Annotated in this window: 13 protein-coding genes; 5 read left to right on the forward strand and 8 right to left on the reverse strand. The window is 36.5% G+C overall.

Translation table 11 applies throughout. The annotated features are described in order from the left end of the window. Positions 1 to 3,131, reverse strand: a 3,131-nt coding sequence (locus tag AC1DP6_RS33815; protein ID WP_477058828.1) for a P-loop NTPase fold protein, incomplete at its 3' end; no start/stop codon positions are given. 692 nt (positions 3,132 to 3,823) lie between these two features. On the opposite strand from AC1DP6_RS33815, the gene AC1DP6_RS33820 reads away from it, so the two are divergent. Then, positions 3,824 to 6,583, forward strand: a complete 2,760-nt coding sequence (locus AC1DP6_RS33820; RefSeq protein WP_477058829.1) for an alpha/beta hydrolase family protein — start codon at positions 3,824 to 3,826, stop codon at positions 6,581 to 6,583. A gap of 315 nt (positions 6,584 to 6,898) precedes the next feature. Further along, positions 6,899 to 7,072 carry a hypothetical protein gene (locus AC1DP6_RS33825; RefSeq protein ID WP_477058830.1) on the forward strand — a complete coding sequence of 58 codons (174 nt, stop codon included), beginning with the start codon at positions 6,899 to 6,901 and terminating at the stop codon, positions 7,070 to 7,072. Between the two features lie 970 nt (positions 7,073 to 8,042). Here AC1DP6_RS33825 and AC1DP6_RS33830 read toward each other — a convergent pair. From AC1DP6_RS33830 to AC1DP6_RS33845, 4 genes are all read right to left on the reverse strand, one after another. Beyond that, on the reverse strand, positions 8,043 to 8,297 hold the full coding sequence (locus AC1DP6_RS33830; protein ID WP_477058831.1) for a hypothetical protein: 255 nt from the start codon (positions 8,295 to 8,297) through the stop codon (positions 8,043 to 8,045). Positions 8,298 to 8,443: 146 nt separating this feature from the next. Beyond that, complete coding sequence (locus AC1DP6_RS33835; RefSeq protein WP_477058832.1) at positions 8,444 to 8,992, reverse strand: TlpA family protein disulfide reductase; 549 nt, start codon at positions 8,990 to 8,992, stop codon at positions 8,444 to 8,446. 48 nt (positions 8,993 to 9,040) lie between these two features. Next, positions 9,041 to 10,567, reverse strand: coding sequence for a hypothetical protein (locus AC1DP6_RS33840; protein ID WP_477058833.1), 1,527 nt, complete (start codon positions 10,565 to 10,567; stop codon positions 9,041 to 9,043). A 353-nt stretch (positions 10,568 to 10,920) separates the two neighbouring features. Then, a complete protein-coding gene (locus AC1DP6_RS33845) occupies positions 10,921 to 12,183 on the reverse strand; it encodes a hypothetical protein (RefSeq protein ID WP_477058834.1) in 1,263 nt (420 codons plus the stop codon). A 391-nt stretch (positions 12,184 to 12,574) separates the two neighbouring features. On the opposite strand from AC1DP6_RS33845, the gene AC1DP6_RS33850 reads away from it, so the two are divergent. Together AC1DP6_RS33850 and AC1DP6_RS33855 are read left to right on the forward strand one after the other, a co-directional pair. Next, entirely contained in the window at positions 12,575 to 15,241 is a 2,667-nt protein-coding gene (locus tag AC1DP6_RS33850) for a TonB-dependent receptor (protein WP_477058835.1), read from the forward strand. 48 nt (positions 15,242 to 15,289) lie between these two features. After that, the gene (locus AC1DP6_RS33855) at positions 15,290 to 18,037 is read left to right on the forward strand and encodes an alpha/beta hydrolase family protein (RefSeq protein WP_477058836.1); all 2,748 of its coding nucleotides are present in this window, start codon (positions 15,290 to 15,292) and stop codon (positions 18,035 to 18,037) included. Positions 18,038 to 18,409: 372 nt separating this feature from the next. Here AC1DP6_RS33855 and AC1DP6_RS33860 read toward each other — a convergent pair whose 3' ends face one another. The 3 genes from AC1DP6_RS33860 to AC1DP6_RS33870 form a co-directional block, all read right to left on the reverse strand. Further along, positions 18,410 to 18,658: a hypothetical protein gene (locus tag AC1DP6_RS33860; protein WP_477058837.1), complete on the reverse strand. Its 249-nt coding sequence runs from the start codon at positions 18,656 to 18,658 to the stop codon at positions 18,410 to 18,412. A gap of 299 nt (positions 18,659 to 18,957) precedes the next feature. After that, complete coding sequence (locus AC1DP6_RS33865; protein ID WP_477058838.1) at positions 18,958 to 19,191, reverse strand: hypothetical protein; 234 nt, start codon at positions 19,189 to 19,191, stop codon at positions 18,958 to 18,960. A 42-nt stretch (positions 19,192 to 19,233) separates the two neighbouring features. Next, positions 19,234 to 19,590 (reverse strand): winged helix-turn-helix transcriptional regulator, encoded by a 357-nt coding sequence (locus tag AC1DP6_RS33870; RefSeq protein WP_477058839.1) that lies wholly within the window; start codon positions 19,588 to 19,590, stop codon positions 19,234 to 19,236. A 106-nt stretch (positions 19,591 to 19,696) separates the two neighbouring features. On the opposite strand from AC1DP6_RS33870, the gene AC1DP6_RS33875 reads away from it, so the two are divergent. Continuing rightward, entirely contained in the window at positions 19,697 to 20,842 is a 1,146-nt protein-coding gene (locus tag AC1DP6_RS33875; protein WP_477058840.1) for an MFS transporter, read from the forward strand. Positions 20,843 to 20,898 lie beyond the last annotated feature (56 nt).

The following is a 20,898-nucleotide window of genomic DNA, read 5'->3' on the forward strand; positions in this document are numbered from 1 at the left end:
GTTAAATGCCCATCTTCAAACCTGGATTCGAAGAGGTGCTTTACAAAATCAGGTACCAATTTCCTAAATGGTCCTAGTGAAAACGATAGTATAAATAATATGGCAGTCAAATCCTTCATTTTTTCCTCATTTTCATAATGGAATCCTTCATGCGCTTTAATGATTCGGAAGATATTGACGAATCGCTTCACCGTTCTCGGATTAGCCCCAAGCAATCCAGCCATTTGCTGCATAACGTCAATTTCGTCTTGTGTCAAAACGAGCATTTCAATCTGTTCTCTTACCTCAACCTGATGATCATTGCTTTTTGTTTCTTTCTTTGGAACATATAGTTTTGCATTATCACTTGCTGTATGTACCTGTTCTCCAGGCACCTCCGTGAACTCACTTATATGTGCTTCAATCAGATTTTTCACTGGTATTTTAATATCTTTTACATGATTTGGGTCAATGGATTCACCGTCCAATCTTTTGGCAGCAAGGAGAGGACCTGTATTCGCCAGCTTATTGATCATAGCCTTCACTTCTTCATCATCTGGTTCTTTTAGGCGAAAAGGCACCTGAAATATTTTCTCCAGGTAATCTGCAGGCTCCAAACATTCCAAATTCTCACCCATTTGCTCCTTTAGCCCTCCGAACTGCAAAGCATGTTTTTTAATCAAAGCATTCTTTATCCAACGGGAATCGACTCCTACCACCACTACAAAAAGCGGAAATGCCATCAATAGATTGACTGCTTCCAGCACCTGTACAACCAGTTCTTCAGGGCAGCGGTCAAGGTCATCTATGTATAGCACTATTCTTTGTAGCTTAACTTTAAAATGACTCCTGAATGTCTCAGTCTCACCATTTTCGTTTACCTCTCCCTGATGATCATAAAAAAGACCATTCAGAGTCTCCAAGTCCTTTCGAATAATAGAAATAATTCCTAAATGCTTTCGATAATCTTCACTTTTGGAGCGTTTATCAATAAAGTTATATAGCGTTTCAGTAGCGAGTGCATTGCTGATTCTAAAGTCTAAATCAGCCTGTATTGCCTTTGCGGACACTATTTGCTCATTGACAATAATCAAATCCGCTCTCCCTTTTTCAATCTCAAGTGCTAAGGCTTTCTCTTCTTGTTTCATCTTATCAACAGCATCTTCTACTGCGGTTTCATACGCTTCTTTAATTTTCCAGAACGAGGCAATCACCGGCTTTAACTCCTTGTAGGTAGACATCATGCGCGTAAATACAATTCCTGCAGAAGACAAAAATGTTATTATAAATGGAGGAATAAGAAATCCTGTTATGACTATTTGTTGTTCCAACCAAAATAACCCAAAGGGTACAGCAACTATCAGGAAAACAATAAAGAGGAACCACAAGGAGTTGGATAAAATTTTCCCCTTTCGAAAGAAGGTACAAAGAAATGAATAGGTTGACTTTGCTTGTTTATATGCTTCCTCTGGATTATTCCAGTACTCTTCCGGAACTATTTGTCTTAGCTCCTTTTTTGATTTGCCGAAGGACCTGTTTTCGTTCAGCGATTTAATAATCTGCTTCTTGACATGAAATTGTTGATCTACATTTGCCACCACTGACTTCAGTGTTTTCGTTCTGATCGCTTTTATTTTTTCATTTAATTCATTCCGAAGTTCTACCTCTTTATTCTCAAGTGCTTCGATCTGATTGTCAATTTGCTCTTTCCGATTTTCAAGAAAGGTAATTTCCTCCTTGGTGATGTTCAGGCTTTTTGTGAGGATTTGCCTGATTTCTTTCTTTGCTTCCTCTTTTGAATCATCGGCCTGAATATAAACGTTTAGTTGTTCAAAAATTCTCGATATTATGCTGGCCCAGAGATTGGTATCCATATAAGACCATGCGTTAAAATGAATTTGAGCAATACCTGCACAATATGCATCTTCCATACTACCCCAGGATAACTCCTGGATCTTCCGCCTCAACTGCTCCATAAAAAAACTCTTCCCTGATCCCCACTTACCCAAAACAGCAATTGCAAGAGGGGGCTGAAAGCTTCTGGCGGCAATAATACGGGCGAAGGCAGCTACGTCCTGGGAGATATTCAGGTGATCTGTTGTGGTGTCAATATCACTATGAAAGTGACTTATTCTACCGGTTGAAATTTTTACAGGAGTAACAAACGGGGAAAGGGTAATATTTGCAATTTGACCCCAATCAGCAGAACTAAGATTTTCCAGCACTGCTACAATATCCCTGTACCAAGCCCGTTCTAGCCTTTCAGTATAAGACCTCAGACTTTGGACATTTATGTTGAGGCGGCTCATTCGCCAATCAATTTTCATTCTCTTTTTGTCTGGTAGGTTAACAACAATTCCAATCGCAGTAATTTCTAACATTTCCCCACTTTTCGACTTTTGGAAATTTGAATTGTAAAACTTCTGTGACATATTATAGATAATGATATCCTTCGCATCAACCCCTCCCATTAATTGTGTTAAGGGATGCGTTTTATCATTCTGGCGCCATGTCTCACCGTTTACCAACTTAACAACATCTCTATTACTTTTGGCCCCAAGGCTAAGGATGTAAGTATTCACCTTTAAATTATCTACAAAAAGTTCTGCACTCGTTATCCTATGCCTGTTCCCTCCCCGTTTACTCTCTCTAACGTGTTGTTTCAGCCAACTTTCATCTACTGAAGCTGGTAATGATATATAGAAGTATGCAGCAAGACCATATATTTCCCTGGCGTAATTTATCTCTTCGGCAGTAATATAAAGACTTTCCTCATGCGAAAGGTTCCCAGCCCCGGTTCCCATTAGAGGTATCCATATTGTCTGATCAGCGTCGCGTGTTTTTACCTCCTCCAGTGCCACTTTTAGATTATCCTTTAAAAGGTCTTTAGTCTCACCATCACCAACCGTAACAACAAATAGGATATTAGCGCAACCTTCATATCCTGTAAAATAATGATAACCATTTGTCAGTTTATCTTCACTTGGCAGTACTGCATAAGAGTAACCAAGTTTGTCCAGTATTGTTGTATTTAACTTACCTTCAGATCCAGTGCTATCAATAGGTAATACTACCAGGTCTGCTAAAAAAGGAGAAATATCTTTACCAAATTCGTGATCAACATTTAATGCAGGTATTGTAGGGTAATCCATATTTCAATTAGTCTGTTAAGGGGCAAAACCAATATACAACAATTTTACAATTATGTCAAGTATAGAGCAATCGTAATGGTCCTTTGATCTTATCGAGCATGCCTTTTTCGCGCACTGGCATCGGGTTCAGTGGATGCTAATAAGATGTGAACCCAATTGTATTAACCTTTGATTAACGGTCCACTTTCCACTTTATTTCTACATTCACTACATAATTGATGAGAGCGATCCACCTATTCATTCCCTGTCGTTACCAAATCACAACTTCAGAATATGGTTTGATTACACGGACTGGTGATGAGTTATTTATAATACAAATAATGAGATCTGAATGGCTTGTTTATTGGATTAAATTTGGATCATGTTCTTGAGGAAACTATTGGCCTAGATATATGCATCTGCATATAACGATGCATATCTTAGATTACGCAGCAAACGCCTTAATTTAATTGGCCTCTGCTAATTTGGTAGCACTCAAACTGCAGTGGATTTCCTTACATTACAATATAACAAATGACTATTAAAATGGGGAGGTGTTGGAACGCCTATTTAAATGACTAATCTATAAAATAATTGAATGACTTTGGAAGTTGAAAATGAATATATTTTTTTCAACTTCTAGGTTATGTTTAATCTTTCTTAATGCATGATTTTTAGTTATAACAATTGATGGAGCTTATAAATTCGTAGTAATGAGATTTTTTTTTCTTCTTTCATTTTTTATATTGCTTGGGTTGGATTCTTTGGGACAAAAGTCACCGACTAAAAATTATATCGAAAAACCTTATAAAATAGATAAACTTTTAATTGACTCGACTTCTTATGATCGGTGGCCGATTGTCGAAAGTGTTAATTTAACTGATAATGGCGAATTTGTCTACTACTCGGTTGATCATCAATCTGTTGGCAGTAGGGGGTTGATTCTACAAGCTACAAAAGGAGTTTGGAAAATAGAGTTTCATAATATTGATAATGTGGAATTTACAGCTGATAGCAAGAGAGCAATTGTTACTAAATCGGACAGAATTTATATAGTTAATTTAGGCACACGAATTCTTGATAGTTTAAGCAATATAATTTCATATCGACTTTCGAATGAAGGAGAATGGATTGCATATCAGCAAAAAGGGCCTGAAGAAAGACTGGTAGTTAAAAGTCTTAGAACTCTTAGAACTGACAGAAGTGCGTTTTTTTTATCTGTAAAAGACTATTTCTTCAGTAATAATAGTGGTATCATTTTTTTACAAAGGGAGGAGAAAACTGGCACTGACACTGTGCAAGTTTTGGACTGGGCGAATATTGCTAGTGGTCGCACATTTAATTTTTGGAAGGGTAGTGGTTTACGTAGTATGACTCTCAGTAATGATGGTAGCGGTTTGGCTTTTATTGCAAGGGATAAGGATGAGACCAAGAGTCAGGATGGAATTTGGTATTACAAGTTTGGAACAAATGAGTCTCATTTTGTATTATCAGGGGTGCCGGGAGCAGAAAATGAGAATCTTGAATTGGGAAATCTCTCAAATTTTAGTAATGACAATAGTCGTCTTTTTATTACTTTGAGAGAAAAGAAATATCCTAAGAGGGTTATAGATCATTCTCAGCCTGATGTATGGAATTTTAACGATAAGAAATTGCAATCACAACAGCTGCAAGATCCCGATTCGAGAACTTATAATGCTATTGTAGATATTCAAAAAAGTAATCTGTTCCTTTTAGAGAGGGAAAATGAAATGGCTTGGATTTTTAACAATAAGCCATCAAGAGATTCAATTGCTGTAGTGACTCACCAGGAAAATGACGGACGAAGCGGAGAGAATGGCTGGAACCCTGCTTGTAATCCGACGTCCTATTTAATCTCTACCAAGACAGGAATAAAAACATCAATTGGCGCAATTAAGGAAAATGTTTATCCTGAGTTATCTGTATATGGAAAATATTTAATATACTATGATAGGATTGAGAAGAACTATTTTACTTATGAAATAGGTAAAGGAGTTATTAGGAATATCTCAAAGGGAATAAATAATAAATGGGAAAAAGATAATGGAAAATCAATTGAAGGCTGGTTAAATAATGATTCGGCAGTAATTGTATACGATGAGAACGATGTATGGTTATTGGATCCCGTTGGAGTTTTTTCACCAGTTAATATAACGAATGGTTATGGGAAAAGAAATAATATTATATTTTCGCTGACTTGGAGCAATACCTCAAATGGTATTATTAATTCGGAGGAAAAATTGTTTTTGACAGCCTTCAATCCCGATACAAAGGAGAATGGATTTTATTCTGCCAAGCTTGGACGAAAAACAGATCCGGTTTTATTGACAATGGGATCTTTTATTTACGATATACCAAATAATACAACAACTCCTCAAGGGTCTAGTTTTACTCCAATCAAAGCAAAGAAAGTAAATTCGTTCATTGTGAGGAGAATGAGTGCTACAGAATATCCTAATTTGTTTTTTACAAATGATTTTAAGACATTTAAAGCCATAACAGACTTTCAACCCCAAAATAGTTATAATTGGTACACAAGTGAGTTACACGAATGGAAATCTTTAGATGGCACTTCTTTAAAAGGGATCTTATATAAGCCTGAAAATTTTGATTCTTCCAGGAAGTATCCTGTTATTTTTAATTACTATGAATCAAAATCTGATGGATTGAACGCCTTTATAATGCCAGAACAATTAATTTCTGGATGTGTTATTAATATTCCCTATTACGTGAGTAACGGATATTTGGTTTTTTGTCCTGACATAAAGTATACAACCGGTGAGCCAATGCAGAGTGCCTACAATGCAATTGTATCAGCAGCTGAACATGTATCAAAGCTTCCATTTGTTGACGCAAAAAAAATGGGGCTTCAAGGTTGTAGTTGGGGCGCAATTCAAACTAACTATTTGATAACAAGAACTAATTTATTCGCAGCCGCTTGTTCCGCATCCGGAATAGCGGATTGGATAAGCGGTTTTGGGAGTTTAAGCTCTCTAGGTAATAGTTTGCAGGGAATGTACGAGGGAGGGCAATTTAGGATGGGAGGGACTCTTTGGGATAAACTAGATTCTTACATTAAGAATTCTCCAGTTTTAAAAGCATATGATATTTCTACTCCAATTTTGCTTATGCATACTAAGGATGATGGAATTTGCTCATTTTCGAATGCTATTGAATTTTTTACCGCATTGCGTCGTTTAGGAAAGAGATCTTGGATGTTAGTTTATCCGGGCGACCATGGTATTTATGGGAAAGAAGGCATGGATTTTAGCATACGCATGTCGCAGTTTTTTGACCATTATTTGAAGGATAAACCCGCCCCAATATGGATGACTAAGGGCGTATCTGCGAAACTGAAGGGAATTGATAGTGGCTTAAATCTGGATTATACAATTAAAACTCCAACAGAATCTTTACTTATCGATACGACAAATAAAACTGCCAATAAGTAATCCGTAGTCAATTACTAATTTGACCAAGGTATGTAAGGTCTGTTTATCCTACTTTCCCATGTATTGGTCAATTAATCATTTGTAATGTATTGCAATTCTTATTTGGAGAGCAGAATAACTTGTAAATTATTATTTGCTTTAATGAAAGCCTATTTTTTAGTTGCTCTAAAATAGTTCAATAATAATCAGACAGTGGAGTTTGCGAATGAATAATTTGAGACAAAAAATATCTCGTACAGATATTTTTCATCAAAAGCAGGATGAATAATTTCTATCAGGAGTACCAGGTATCATCATCGTCTAGATAACGAGTACATGAATTCAATGCGCCATTTAAAAGTAAGAGATGTATATGAATTTTGTATTGTTATATATATCACCACATACGAAGTCATTGGCTTGTATGCTAATGGCTATGGTGCTGCTAATGTTACCTGGTTGATATTTTATCCTCCTGTTGATAATGGTACGTTAAAGGAAATTATATAGCAGTCTATTGAAGTGTTAATTTTAGGTATACATTACTTTATTTCTCGAAATCGGGATTACAAATTTCTGACTACAAGATCTCAACACGCAGTAGCACGATCCGCTATGTTATATACCCGTGCCGATATCGGTAGTTTCGATATTGTATTCCATCAATCAGCAATGCTGCCAAGTGGTTTTCTCCTCATGTTCGTCTCACTAGGGAGAAGGGCATTCCAGTTGATAAGTACATATGTAGTTACTTGTTAACTGATGAGATGAAATAGCTACGGACACAGCTTGGCAACAGCTACCAGTCGAAAATCGGATCAAAGAATACGTTAACGCGACGGATTCCGTTAGGTAATGCGGCTCGATTAGATATTAGCTTCCCAATTTGACATAAGTGACTGGACAAACGTCCAAAGTGGAAAACTTTGAGAGGTTTGTTGTAAAGGCTTGGGGGTCTAATGGATTAGCTAGAGATAGTAATGTCACTAATGGTGCAGAACAATGACCACTGCCAGTGTCTCTATAGAAGGTGCTTGTCTGACTTGCTTTATAAGCACATGCAATACTAATACCTGCCGATATCGCGATAAATAACAGTAGTATTTTTGCCTTTTTCATGATTTAAATTTAAATATGTGAAAAGATTGATCCAAGAAGCCTGGTGAATATTAAATGAGCTTTATCTGTCTTGTTAAATCTCAGATTTGTGATATGAAATATCCTCTAATAATGCATGCCTGTTTAAGAAAGGACTACTTTTAGAGCAAACAGAGAGCCATATTATATCTTACAGGCGCTATCGGAATAAGACTATACATATTAAGTATTTATAGTTCGACATTTAAATCCCATGCAAAATTGTTCTGTAAAATTGAAAAAGGGGAGCCTACCCCATTACAGAATGGCCCCCCTCATTTTTTGATAATATTAAATGTGCATTAACATTAAAAAGAATCGCTGCACATTTGGAATATTACTTTTAGTTACCTGGAACGACTGTAATCTGAGGGCAAGCATGTAACGCATCCTTAGTTGTAGAAAGGAATGTGATAGTTGCACCTGGAATAGTAGTAGTTGTGGTTAAATCCAATTTGGTATTAGAATAGAAAGCATCGCACTTTCCAGCAACACCTGTTGAATAAAACGCGCGAGTAGTAGTTGCTTTGAAAGCCAATGCACCACCTATAACTGCTAAAACAGCAACAGCTGTTAATGCTAATTTTGCTTTGTTCATAATGATAGATGCTTTTTAATTCAAAAAGCTAAACTTTATACATAAAATGACGCCTACTCTTTTATGATGGTTTTCGGCTTCCCCATGTTTTTGGCCAATCCCAGCTTGCAATCAAGAACTAGCCTATTTTATGTTACGCAACATACTTACTTGTCAGTCAACTCTATAATCTGTTCAGGACTTATATTTCCAATGAATGTCCCCTTGAGCCGTTTATCTTTCCCATAAACCATTATGCAGGGAACACTTTCAATCTTAAAATGGCTCGCGAAGAAATATTTGTAATCTTGCCCTGTTGTAATATTTGAATATTGTTTAAGATTGAAACGCTCATAAAAAGTTATCATCTCTTTGAACGGATAAGGAGTAAAAATATAAAACTTAATGTCTTTCAGTTTTTCTATCTCTTTAGTGATTTCCAAAATTTCTTTTTGGCAATAGGGACAATCTGGGCCAAAGTAGAATAGGACTGTAGGGATGTTAACTCCGCTTGGGTTAACATCAACAATAGTTGAACTATCGGGCAATAGAAGGTTAAACGATGGCAATACCTGTCCCTCTAACTCGGGGTAACTTTTATTTTTATATTTGGAAGCATTTTTAAAGCTAGTGTCAATGAATTTACTGGCAGATTCAAATACAATTAACCCGAGGATAATAATTGATCCAATTATTAATATATCTTTCTTCTTCATGATAATTAATCTTATATCCTTTGTTATAAATCAATAGTTCATATTTCCTTATTCTATTTCCATTGTAATTGAGTGTGATTCAATATTTAGACTGGTATCTTTTACTGTAGCTTTCTTTACTAAAAATTCTATTAATAAAAAAGTATACGATGTAGATACTATAATTGGTAGTAATTGAAACCTAAGTGCTATTGGGGATGCAAATACACTAAAGCCAAAGTTTGTAAGCCATAAACAGAAAACTAGTACTAGACCTATTTTTAGAATAGGATGCTCTTTGTACCCTTTTAAAATGATAAAGCTTATAATACTAAATACTAAAACCACATTTATGGCACCAGAGAATACAGGATAAAAGTCCAAAATGTTTACTTTGAAATCTTTGAATCGGGTCTTAATTTTATTTGTTGGATAGTCAAACCACACAGTTGCAATGTAACTAACACTATCAACTCCTGTACTGTATGTACTAAGAAATTCAACTGGAGGAGCGTAATACTTTATTGCATTTGGTATCAAATAATATCTGATGAATTCGTTTGGATATTGTCGTATCAAAAATGTGCCGTAATCCTTCATCAATGGAGCAACACCAGACCACTTTTTTAATGCAGAGGCAGACGAGTCCTTTTTAAATTGGTCTTCCATGTAAATGGATAAAGGTGAATTAGGAGCCCACATGTATACCGTGCTAGCAATAAGCATTTCTGACGGATGCTTATTTACATCGCGGGTTGTATCAAAATATGTTCTTACCATTTTATCTATTTTCTGTAAGCGAGGAGGCGCTTTTTTGACATGCGCACTATCAACAAAACGATAAGCATACATTGCGTTATTAGCCATTTGCCAACCAGTAAAAGGGGAAAACTGATGATTGCCGCTTAACTTATAGTACCGACTGCTAGTAAACTGCATAAAAATTACAACTAACACAATTCCTAGTGAAAATCCGGCTAGTTTAATCCATATTCTATGCTTCGCCATTAGTAAGGCAACACCTTGTATTATTGGATAGTATAAAGCGTTGTATCTTATCGTAAAAACTAATGCCAGAATTAGGGCATTTAGAAATATTATTTTGTTCGTGGGCTCATAGCAAATCCAAACTAATTGTGTGATCCAGATTAGGCTAAGCGACAGGAAGAGTGAGTCACTTGACACATAATTAGCAAGGTACAATGAAACAGGATTCAAAATTAGAAAAACAAATAATGAAATTCGAGTAGCTCTTGTTGGTTCATATATGTAAATTACGGTGAATAAGAAGTAAAGAGTGCTAAGCTGTAATAAGACGTACTGGAAAACAACTAATGCTGTGTCTGATTTAGTAAAAACGCTAAATAGCCTGAGAAACTTTGAATATCCGATTGGATAAGTGTTTATATAGTAATTATGATAAGCTGTTTCTAAGTAAACATATGAATCGCCATTAATAAATCCAGCAAAAGGATAGAAAAATTTAAAAATGATAAGCTGTATAAGTATTGCAGGGATAGCAATCCATAAGTACCATTTGTATTTCGGATCGGTGAATATGGTACTTTTAAAAAAAATGGATGCCTCCTTTCTCATAATGATCATTTTTTTGATAGAGTTTATTGGGAATATATTGTTTTGCTCAATGAGAACTAATAACCAACATGTTTAGTACGATCACTTATCCTTGCATATCCTTTGCGGTACCAGCACAAATTCTATCGACGACAAGCATCGCTGATAATATAGAACTGTCGTAATTAGGATAATCATCATTAGCCATTGGGAAAATATCTTTCACTCCATATAAATATTCTTTGACCCCTTTGAATTGATGGTTATCTTTTGTAAAAGTGGATGGGACTTTTCTACTCGTAAAACAGAAGTATCTATGACATTGGGCTCTGGTGCAAATCCTATCTTTATTAACTCGGATATTGCTAACTCAATCAATCAGAATCATTTAACTTCCAGAAACTATCATCCTTTTGGCAAAAGAACTCCATCCCTATCCAAATATTTCCAGGATCGTTAACTATGAATGGGCTCCAGTTATTGAATAACTGTATATGTGCTACTTTGACGCCCTTTTCACTTATGTATATGCATGTGTCTTTTAGTTTCAATAGCTTCGATTCGCCCGTTTTGGGATCTTGATAGGACATTCCCTTCAATAAGACACATACGGTAATAGAATCTCTGTATCGTAATGCACACAAAGAGTCCTTTATTCGAAATGGGATGTCAAAATCAAAATCACCAACAAGGTCCTGTAGAGGAACTGAGGGAATTAAATAATCGCATTCAAATGAATAGATTTTACCAAATTTGTTCTCAATGGACACTGTTGTTATAGTTGAACGATTGTTGGAACAAATTTTGATCTTCTTATTATTCAGTGGTATTGGGCCTCCAAGTTTAATTATCTTTGCTGCTATTTCCTGCCATAATTGCCCCGGTCCTAGTTTGGGAAACAGAAATTCTCCACGCCCTCTGCTGATATTATAGCATGCGCTACTAACCTGGAAATCTTTATCGAGAGAAAAACTATGACAAGAATCACCCAGGTATTTCTCCCAATAACCTTCAATGAAAAGGGAATAAAATTTTTCACCCCAATAGTCTATTAGGAAGTTCTGAATGTTTCTTGCTTGCTTACATTGCCCCAAAAATGCTTTGATATATGAAAATAAGACAATGAGATAGTTACTTAGTCCAATCTTTTTGACGATTTCTAATGACGGGCTATAGGGATAGCTTAGGAACTTTCGATGAGAGTAAATTCCAGATATATATTGGCGAGTTAATAGCACATTGTTGTATGCTTCACCTCGTTGTTCAAAATTTGAATCTAGAAGACTGAAGCCAATGTGGTTTATAAGCTGATCCCTTCTCTGAGTTGGTATAACGCTCTTTAGCCAATTTGTTACTCTAATTGAATTTGAACAAAATTGATCTCCAATGATATCGATACGATTACCTTTATAATTTACCGACCTCAAGTTTCTTCCAATTTCCTTCCTTTTCTCTACTAAGATTGGGAGAATATCTGTTCTATTTAGTAATTCGTAAGCCGCGGTAATTCCCAATGAGTCAGCACCTATGATGATTGCTAATTTTCTGCGTTGAGCCGGTCTGGATATGTTATTAATTCTACCATTTTCCAGTGGAATAATATCAGCATCGATTGTAGGAATATCGGTTTTAACCATCTGAGTATCTGTTATTTTGAGTCATTCATTTATTCCAATAAATAATAATATGGATATTGATTATTGCATAAACAAAAGTTACGCATAGGCTTAGTGAATTGGTTAATTTTAATTCATTGCATAGAAGTATTACCTAATACGGGATTAAGATATTTGAGGGTTTACATTTTCTCTTTAAAATTGATGTAGTTAAATAACTTTAAGCTATCCCGGAATTGGGTCACACTTGCTCTTCACCATTGTGACCTTTTCGTTGTTAATCCAAAATTATAATCATCCACTGCAATGAGCACTCACTCTAGTTTTTTTTTTAATTCTTGACAATTAATGCTCTCTACTGCATTTCTATTGCAATCAAAATATTGAATTTACGACTACTGGTAATCCACATATGAAGCAATTACTATTTCTGTTTGTTATTACCTTACTAGCACTTCAAGTTAGGTCGCAGGTAGCTAGTCCGACCAAGATTATTGGACGCGTTCGTGATAACGACTTATTTGTCTTTTTATCGGGGGCATCAGTGACCTGTTTGAGAACTCAAGATTCTACAAGAGTGGCAATCACTCATACTGATAAGAATGGGTCTTTCGTGATAAACGACATTTTGCCTGGTAATTATCTCTTGAATTTAACATATTTGGGATACAAGAATCTGGTGTATCCAATAAAAGTTGAATTGAAGCAAGACTCATTAAGCGTGGGGGTTTTAGCGCTCGAAAGGGTCGGCCTGAATTTGTCTCAATTCGAAGTTAAGGGGATAAAGAAACAAGTGCGAGTTAAAAGGGACACACTAGAATATAGCGCTGATAATTTTCGTACCAAGGAAAATTCATTAGTGGAAGAGCTATTTAAGAAAATACCGGGTATAGAAGTCGGAGATGATGGGAGCATTAAAATAAACGGTGAAGTTGTAAAACAGATTTTAATAGATGGTCATCCTTTTTTCGCGGACAATCCTACTTTAATCACCAAAAATATACTTTCTGAATTGATTGATAAGATACAAGTAATTGATAGAAAGAAGGCTCAATTGTTATCTCAGGAGGTTAATGGAGAACGCAAAGAGAAAATTATTAATATAACTATAAGGAAAGATAAAGCGGACATTGTATCTGGTCAGTTATCATCTTCCTATGCTTTAAAAAATAAGTTTTCAATGAAAACTATGGCCAGTAGATTTAGGGCAAATCAACAAATGGCTTTTTTTATAAGCGGTGACAATATAAATGGTTATCAAGAGGGAAGAATTGAAGGCAGCGAAGGATTCGTTCGGTCTTGGAATGCCGGAGTAAATTATAGTGAGGATATAAATTCTAAGCTGAAAGTATATGGGAACTATATTATTGAGAATAGCAAGAAGGACTATGAAAAGAAAAGTACTAGGCAGAATTTCATTTCTGATTCAAATTACTATAACCAACAATCTAAAATATCTTATTATTCAACAAATCATAGGATAAATACCAAAGTAGAGTATAAAATAGATTCTTTACAAACATTGTCGTATTCGATTTTATTTAATTATAAAACTAATACTGATACTCAAGGCAATTATTTCCAACTGTCAGATAAACAGACTAAAATATTAAATAGTGGATTAGCTAATAACTCAATGGTTGGAAATGGGTCTAATTTTTATAACAGTTTAATGTTTGAGAAGAAATTTAGAAAAGATGGACGGCTATTGAATATAGAGATAGCTTATGGGAATAGTAATATTAAAGGTGATAACTATAATCTTTCTCGTAGTCAATATACCTTGAATAGCGGGGAGTCTATAAGTGATACGATAAATCAAAAAAGAGTATTATCCAGTGTAAACCAATTTACCCAATTGTCGTTCACGTACGCAGAGCCAGTAATGAAGAATCATTCCTTAGTTTTTTCATATGTGTATACACGGCACAATTCTCCATCTAACAATCCTGTCTTTGACTACGATGAATACAAAGGGAAATATAACCTCTTTAATGATAGCTTAAGTAATACAATTGAGAATAAATCTTTTTATCATTACGGTGGAATATCATTAAGTACATCAAATAAGAAATATGACTATACTTTTTCTCTTTTCACGTATATCGGTGATATGAATAATAATAACGCTAGTCATAATATAGATGCAAAGTTGCGAAACTTGGATTTCTTGCCAAATATCTCTTTCAATTATTACTTCGCCCCAAATAAGCAATTCAACTTTTCATATCTCATAAGTTCCCAGTTACCAGATATTTCCCAGATACAGCCAGTTATTTACAATTCTAACCCATTATTTATACAACTGGGAAATAAGGATTTAAAGCCAGCACACAATCATAGTATATCATTTAGATATAGTAGTATAAATGTTGAGAATTTGAAGAGCTTATCAGTTGTGATGAACGGAGAATTTTTAAGTAACAAGATTGTTAATGCAACGTGGACAGATACACTGGCACGCCAGATCAATCAGCCTCTTAATAAAAATGGTGCATATATTATACAGCTATCCGTTGACAATAGTTATCCTCTAAAAACTAAGGGGAATACAATCAATTTTACAAGTTTAATAAGCCTAAATCGTGATATTAATTATTGGAATGGGAAGGATGGGTCTAGCACAACTATTTCTACGATGCAATCAATCTCCTTAAATTATACATACAAAGAGATATTTGATCTTTCTACCTCGGCTACTTTTAACTACAATAATTTGAAGTATTCGAATAAGGGGCAAAATAATTTGACTTTTCTCAACTATCGATTCTCTTTAGATTGCAATGTAAATGTACCCTGGAGTATTACTGTCGGTGGAAAAATAAAATACAATTTGAACACAGGTAGATCTTCGGGTTATAATACAAATGCAGTTATTATAAATGCTTATATAGCTAAGCCATTGACAAGTAACAGGCAATTGGTACTGAAGCTCCATGGATATGATTTACTGAACAAGAATGTTTTTAATACTAGGACCATTGGAGAGGGCTATGTTGAAGATATTCAGTCTATTGGTCTGCAAAGGTTTTTTATGATTCAGCTAACTTACACCTTTAAAAATAAATCGACAAAGTGACTTATTATCAAACTAATTTTTATGATATACTTATATTAATATAACGGTATGCATGTAAGAAAAATTATTTACACATTTCTTTACTTTCAAACTTTTATTTTGGCTTGTTTCAGCCAATCCAAAAGCAGTAATCCAGGAATTAATTTAAAGCGGTTAATTGATTCAAGTACCTATAGCAATTGGCCTTCGGTTATAGAGGAAGATATTAGTAATGATGGGAAATTTGCCTGTTACTCTATTGAAAATGAACCTAAAGGGTTTCGAACTGGTGTTGTAATGTCATTGAGGAATAAATGGAAATTCGTTATCCCATATATTTCTGGTAGGATTACAATTTGTTCTGGCTTCCGCATTGCACTCTGGATTAATAATAATGATAGTTTATGTATAATTAAATTGGGTACTTCAGAAGTTTCTTATATTCCTAATGTTTCGTCTTTCGAAATTAAAGAGAATAGCCTGTTCTATCGTTTGAAAGGGCCAGGTAATAATTTGGTGAGAAGATGTATGAAAACGGCGGAGCTTAGATTTTATTCGTCAGTTAGTCTTTATAAAGTAAGCTTGAACGGTGAAATTCTAGTATTGCTACAGACATCTAAAGAAGAAAAAGAGTTTACGCAAGAAGTGAACATAGTAAATGTACGTGGAAACGAATTTCATAACATATGGAAAGGTGTTGACATAAATAGTATTACTATGGACGAAGAAGGTAAGCAACTTGCTTTTATTGGTGTGGATAGAATGTATAAAAAAAAAGCAATCTGGTATTATAAATTGTCAGATAGGGAATCACTTAAGTGCTTGGCGAAAGACTCCTCTGAAGGGATACCAGGGGGGGGAAAGATCGGAGAAATTATTAGATTTAGCAAAGATGGTGGTCAGATATTTTTCACTTTGACAGAGGGAGATCCTGCCCGCTCCGAAAGTGCCAAAGATGCTATTCAGGTAGATATTTGGAATTACAATGATCAGAAGTTGCAATCTCACCAGATGTCGAGCCCAATATCCCGTAATTATACTGGCGCCATACGAGTCGGTACTGATAAAGTTTTTCAGCTAGAATATACAGACGAATGGCTCGCATTGCCAAATACTACTTATGTTTCTGATACATTTGCATTAATTAGAAAGCAACAAAACGATGGAATGGGAGGAGAGATAAAATGGAATGTAAGCTGCAGAATATATTGGTATCTTATATCAACGATAAATGGATCAAGGAAATTATTGTCTTTTGTAGAAGGGAATAATTTAGTTGAACTATCACCCAGTCAAAAATATATAATCTACTTTAATAAGGAGCTTAACAATTATTTTTCTTATGAAATAAAATCGAGCAAGATTAGAAATATAACGCAGGGGATTAATGAGTTTTGGGGAAATGATATAAAAAGTGAATATTATCGCTATAGAAGTATCGGAGGATGGGAGCAGGATGATGCTACTGTAATTATTTATGGGCAGAATGATATTTGGCAAATTGATCCCGCTGGGATAATTCCTCCAGTAAATTTAACAAACGCCTATGGTCGAGAGCATAATTTCGTTTTTACATTGGCGATTGATCCATATAACCAGCGTTACTTATCCCGTAACGAAGTCCTGTTATTTTCAGCGTTTAACCAAGAGACAAAGGAAAGCGGATTCTATAAAAAAAAGTTAGGAACGATCGGAAACCCGGATTCATTAACAATGGGACCGTATATATATGATGTAGCTGGAAATCAGAGTATTCAGAGCATATACAATTTTTGCCCATTGAAAGCTCGAAGTGCAAAAAGGTATATAGTAAAAAGAATGAGCGCAACAGAAGCTCCTAATTATTTTACTACGTCAGACTTTAAGAAATTCAGAGCAATAAGTAGAATGCAGCCGCAAGAAGCATATAACTGGTATACCTCAGAATTACATAATTGGGAATCCATAAATGGAACAAAGATTAAAGGAATCTTGTATAAACCGGAAAATTTTGATTCTTTGCATAGGTATCCTGTTATCATCCATTACTATGAGAAAAAGAGCGATGGCTTAAATGCTTATTTGATTCCAGAGGCACTTTCGGAAGCTTGTAACATAAGTATACCATACTACGTAAGCAATGGATATTTGGTATTTTGTCCTGATATTCACTATGTTATTGGAGATCCCATGGAAGGAACCTATGAGTCGATTGTTTCTGCGGCTTTGCATTTAGCGAAAATCCCATTTGTTAATGCAAAGAAAATAGCGTTGCAAGGATGCAGTTGGGGAGGGATTCAGACGAACTATTTGGTCACGAAGACTAGTTTATTCGCGGCAGCTTGTTCTGCATCAGGAATTGCCGACTGGATTAGCAGCTATGGGAGCATCCTAGGGTACGGAGCAAGTTTGCAAGGGATGTACGAAATAGGTCAATTTAGAATGGGGGGAACTTTATGGGAAATAACGAATAAATATATTGAGAACTCACCAATCCTTTACGCAAACAAGATCTCAACGCCAATTTTATTAATGCATACCAAAGATGATGGTATTTGCTCATTTTCAAATGCCATAGAGTTCTTCACGGCGTTACGCCGTTTGCGTAAGAGATCTTGGATGTTGGTGTATGAAGGAAATCATGGTGTACTTGGGAATGAGGCGAAGGATTATAGTATTCGCATGAAACAGTTTTTTGATCATTATTTAAAGGACAGTCTTCCTCCAATTTGGATGACAAGAGGAGTTCCTGCAAATCAAAGGGGATTTACAACCGGGCTTGCGCTTGATGATAGCTGTAAGAATCCTAGACCAGAATTGGTTACTGATACGTTGTAGATATATGTTCTATATGACATCTAGTAGGTCTGGATAAAAGAAAATAGATCTCTAATTTAATAATTTTAGAGACTCTCATAGAGCTTTAAATAAGAGGTGAAGCTTTTGAATTTGTTAAAGTTATTTGTTACAGCGACACGTTTTGTGACTCCTTCTATTGAAGCTATTCCCTAGTATAATAGTTTCCTAAATAGATAGCCCCCTGAAATATGTTTAACTGAATACAGAATATATCAGGGGGGAATTCTATCGCTAAAATTTTAGACGTTAAATCTAGCCCTCGCTTTTGTGAGCTTCATCATTTCAGACTAAAACGGTGAGCTAAACAACTGAAGATAGTATCTTTAGTGAGTTATTATTAATATTTATCATTTAAGCGGAAGGCATAACCGATATTCCTGGACAGGGATTTTGATTGTCTTTTGATGGAGATAGTAATGTCGTAAATCCTCCAAAGAAAAGAGTTGTCGTAGGAGCTAACTTGGTGAATAATGTAGCATTACATTTTCCTTGTGGTCCCGTAGAATAGAACAGGTGCGTTAGGGTGGCTTTGTAAGCCAATGCTCCACCAGTAATTGCTAGTACTGCAATAGCTGTTAATGCAATTTTAGCTTTTTTCATTTTTCATTTTTTTAAGTTTGAATTCTAAATTCTTGTTTAGAATGTGCTTGTCCACTTGATCTTTGCGCATGATTAGAGCCTTTTGTTTGCTAGGAACAAATGGTAAGTACAGCCAACTTTCTGAAGACTTTTTTGATTACCAATTGCCGTACTATTGACCAGGTATGACTGCAGTCAACGGGCGAGCATGAGCATTATCTGGAGTAATAGAAGAATATGTGGAGGTATATCAATATGGTAACTCCTTCAACAGGAACCGTTTTCTAGTCCAATTCTTACCATCTTTTTAAAATAATTTTTTACTCCCCAATAATAATATACGTCTCACATTTCCCAGGCTCCTTCGCCATCAACACCTCTTTCCCTGCGATACGAGTATCCGTCACCACGCTATAATACGGCGTAAACGCCACCGTACACTCTCCACCTACATACGCCGGCTTATAATAAACCGTTGGCGTAAAATACGCCAATGCGCCGCCAGTCATTCCGGCCAATGCCACCATCACCAATATAATCCGAGCTTTTTTCATGATCCGAATTTAAGAAACACCCCTGCAATGAACATGCACCCACTAAGAAATCGGCGGATACGCCACCCCGGCAACCCCCATCATCTCCACGCCATACTTCATAATCGTCTCTATCACCGGTACAGCAAGTAAACCCGTAGCAGTAATCTTGTACTCCACCTTGGGTGGTGCTACAGGATAAACGATCCGCTCCACCATCCCCAGTTCCTCCAGTTCCCGCAGCTGCGAGGTGAGCATTTTATGTGTAATATGTGGTATGTCGTTTTTGAGTTCCCCATACCGCATGACACGTAGATGCAGGCGCCAGAGAATGGGCATCTTCCACGTCCCACCAATGTGCTTGAGTGCAAACTCAATCGGCGTATAATACAACTTACTATCATGAAAAAATTCCGGCATAACTCAAACTGATTAAGATACTTTCAAAAAGGTAAGTATCACACTAAAAAGTAAACTACCTCAAAGCATGAACTCCTCCCTGCAAATTTGCATAAAAATTAGCAGGATGAAACGAACACTTTATTTACTGGCTTTAGGCATCTTCGGCATTGCCACAACAGAATTTGGCGTAATAGGTATTTTACCGCAGATAGCGGCGCATTTCCAGGTTACGATCGACAAAGCCGGTTGGCTGTTGAGTGCTTTTGCGTTGGTGATTGCGATCTTCGGGCCGTTCATGGTGCTGCTGTTTGGGAACATGGATAAAAAGAAGGCGATGCTCTTTGTGCTGAGCATCTTCACGATTTCGAACGTCATTTCGTACGAGGCAACGAACTTTAATACATTGCTGATCGCCAGGATCCTTCCTGCGTTTTTGCATCCGGTGTTTTGGTCTATTGCGTTATCCACGGCGGCAACCAGCGTTAAGAAGGAAGATGCGCCCAGGGCAGTGGGGATTGTCTTTGGTGGCTTTACGATTGCAAGTGTGCTCGGCGTGCCGTTGTCTACATTGATGGGGGACCTGTTTACCTGGAAGGCGGCTTTCGGTTTATGCGTGGTGGTAAATGTCATTTCGGGAATAGGCATGGCGGTATGGTTGCCGGCTATGCCAGCAGAAAAAGTATCATACAGTAGCCAACTAAGTGTTCTTAAGAAGAAGGAGCTATGGGCGCAATTATTACTCGCCTGTCTGATGGTATCGGCGATGTATGCCAGTTATGGCTATCTGGCAGCGTACCTGGATAACGTTACGCGTATGAGCGGCAGTGAAATCAGCGCCATGTTGTTGATCTTTGGTATTACAGGCGTGGGCGGCAACTGGCTGGCGGGGAAGATGCTGAGTAAAAGTATCAGCAATACTACCATCGTATTCATAGCAGCATTAGCGATAACACATATCATCCTGTACACGGCGGGTGCACATAAGGAGTTGATGATCGGTGTCATTATCATCTGGGGCTTTATCCACACCGGTGGTTTCCTGATCAGCAATATCAACGTCACTTCCGCGGCGCCGGAGTCACCGGAATTCGTAAACAGTATTTTTACTTCCTGTGGCAACCTGGCGGTCACCATTGGGGCAACGGTAGGGGGCATGACTATCGCAAGGACGAACGTGCATCAGATTGCGTGGACGAGCATTGTATTGCTTGCAATGGCAGGAGCAGTATGGTTATTAAAGAATGGCAGGCAAAAGATAACACTAACTTAAAATCCCGGCAACCCCAAATCCACTATTTTGCCTCGCGTTGTTAAATTACGACCAGC

Source organism: Chitinophaga sp. 01L420 (genome assembly GCF_056399985.1).

Coding starts and splice junctions, on each gene's coding strand:
- AC1DP6_RS33820 (WP_477058829.1), top strand. CDS start 3,824: ATGAGATTTTTTTTTCTTCTTTCATTTTTTATATTGCTTGGGTTGGAT.
- AC1DP6_RS33825 (WP_477058830.1), top strand. CDS start 6,899: ATGAATTCAATGCGCCATTTAAAAGTAAGAGATGTATATGAATTTTGT.
- AC1DP6_RS33830 (WP_477058831.1), bottom strand. CDS start 8,297: ATGAACAAAGCAAAATTAGCATTAACAGCTGTTGCTGTTTTAGCAGTT.
- AC1DP6_RS33835 (WP_477058832.1), bottom strand. CDS start 8,992: ATGAAGAAGAAAGATATATTAATAATTGGATCAATTATTATCCTCGGG.
- AC1DP6_RS33840 (WP_477058833.1), bottom strand. CDS start 10,567: ATGAGAAAGGAGGCATCCATTTTTTTTAAAAGTACCATATTCACCGAT.
- AC1DP6_RS33845 (WP_477058834.1), bottom strand. CDS start 12,183: ATGGTTAAAACCGATATTCCTACAATCGATGCTGATATTATTCCACTG.
- AC1DP6_RS33850 (WP_477058835.1), top strand. CDS start 12,575: ATGAAGCAATTACTATTTCTGTTTGTTATTACCTTACTAGCACTTCAA.
- AC1DP6_RS33855 (WP_477058836.1), top strand. CDS start 15,290: ATGCATGTAAGAAAAATTATTTACACATTTCTTTACTTTCAAACTTTT.
- AC1DP6_RS33860 (WP_477058837.1), bottom strand. CDS start 18,658: ATGAAAAAAGCTAAAATTGCATTAACAGCTATTGCAGTACTAGCAATT.
- AC1DP6_RS33865 (WP_477058838.1), bottom strand. CDS start 19,191: ATGAAAAAAGCTCGGATTATATTGGTGATGGTGGCATTGGCCGGAATG.
- AC1DP6_RS33870 (WP_477058839.1), bottom strand. CDS start 19,590: ATGCCGGAATTTTTTCATGATAGTAAGTTGTATTATACGCCGATTGAG.
- AC1DP6_RS33875 (WP_477058840.1), top strand. CDS start 19,697: ATGAAACGAACACTTTATTTACTGGCTTTAGGCATCTTCGGCATTGCC.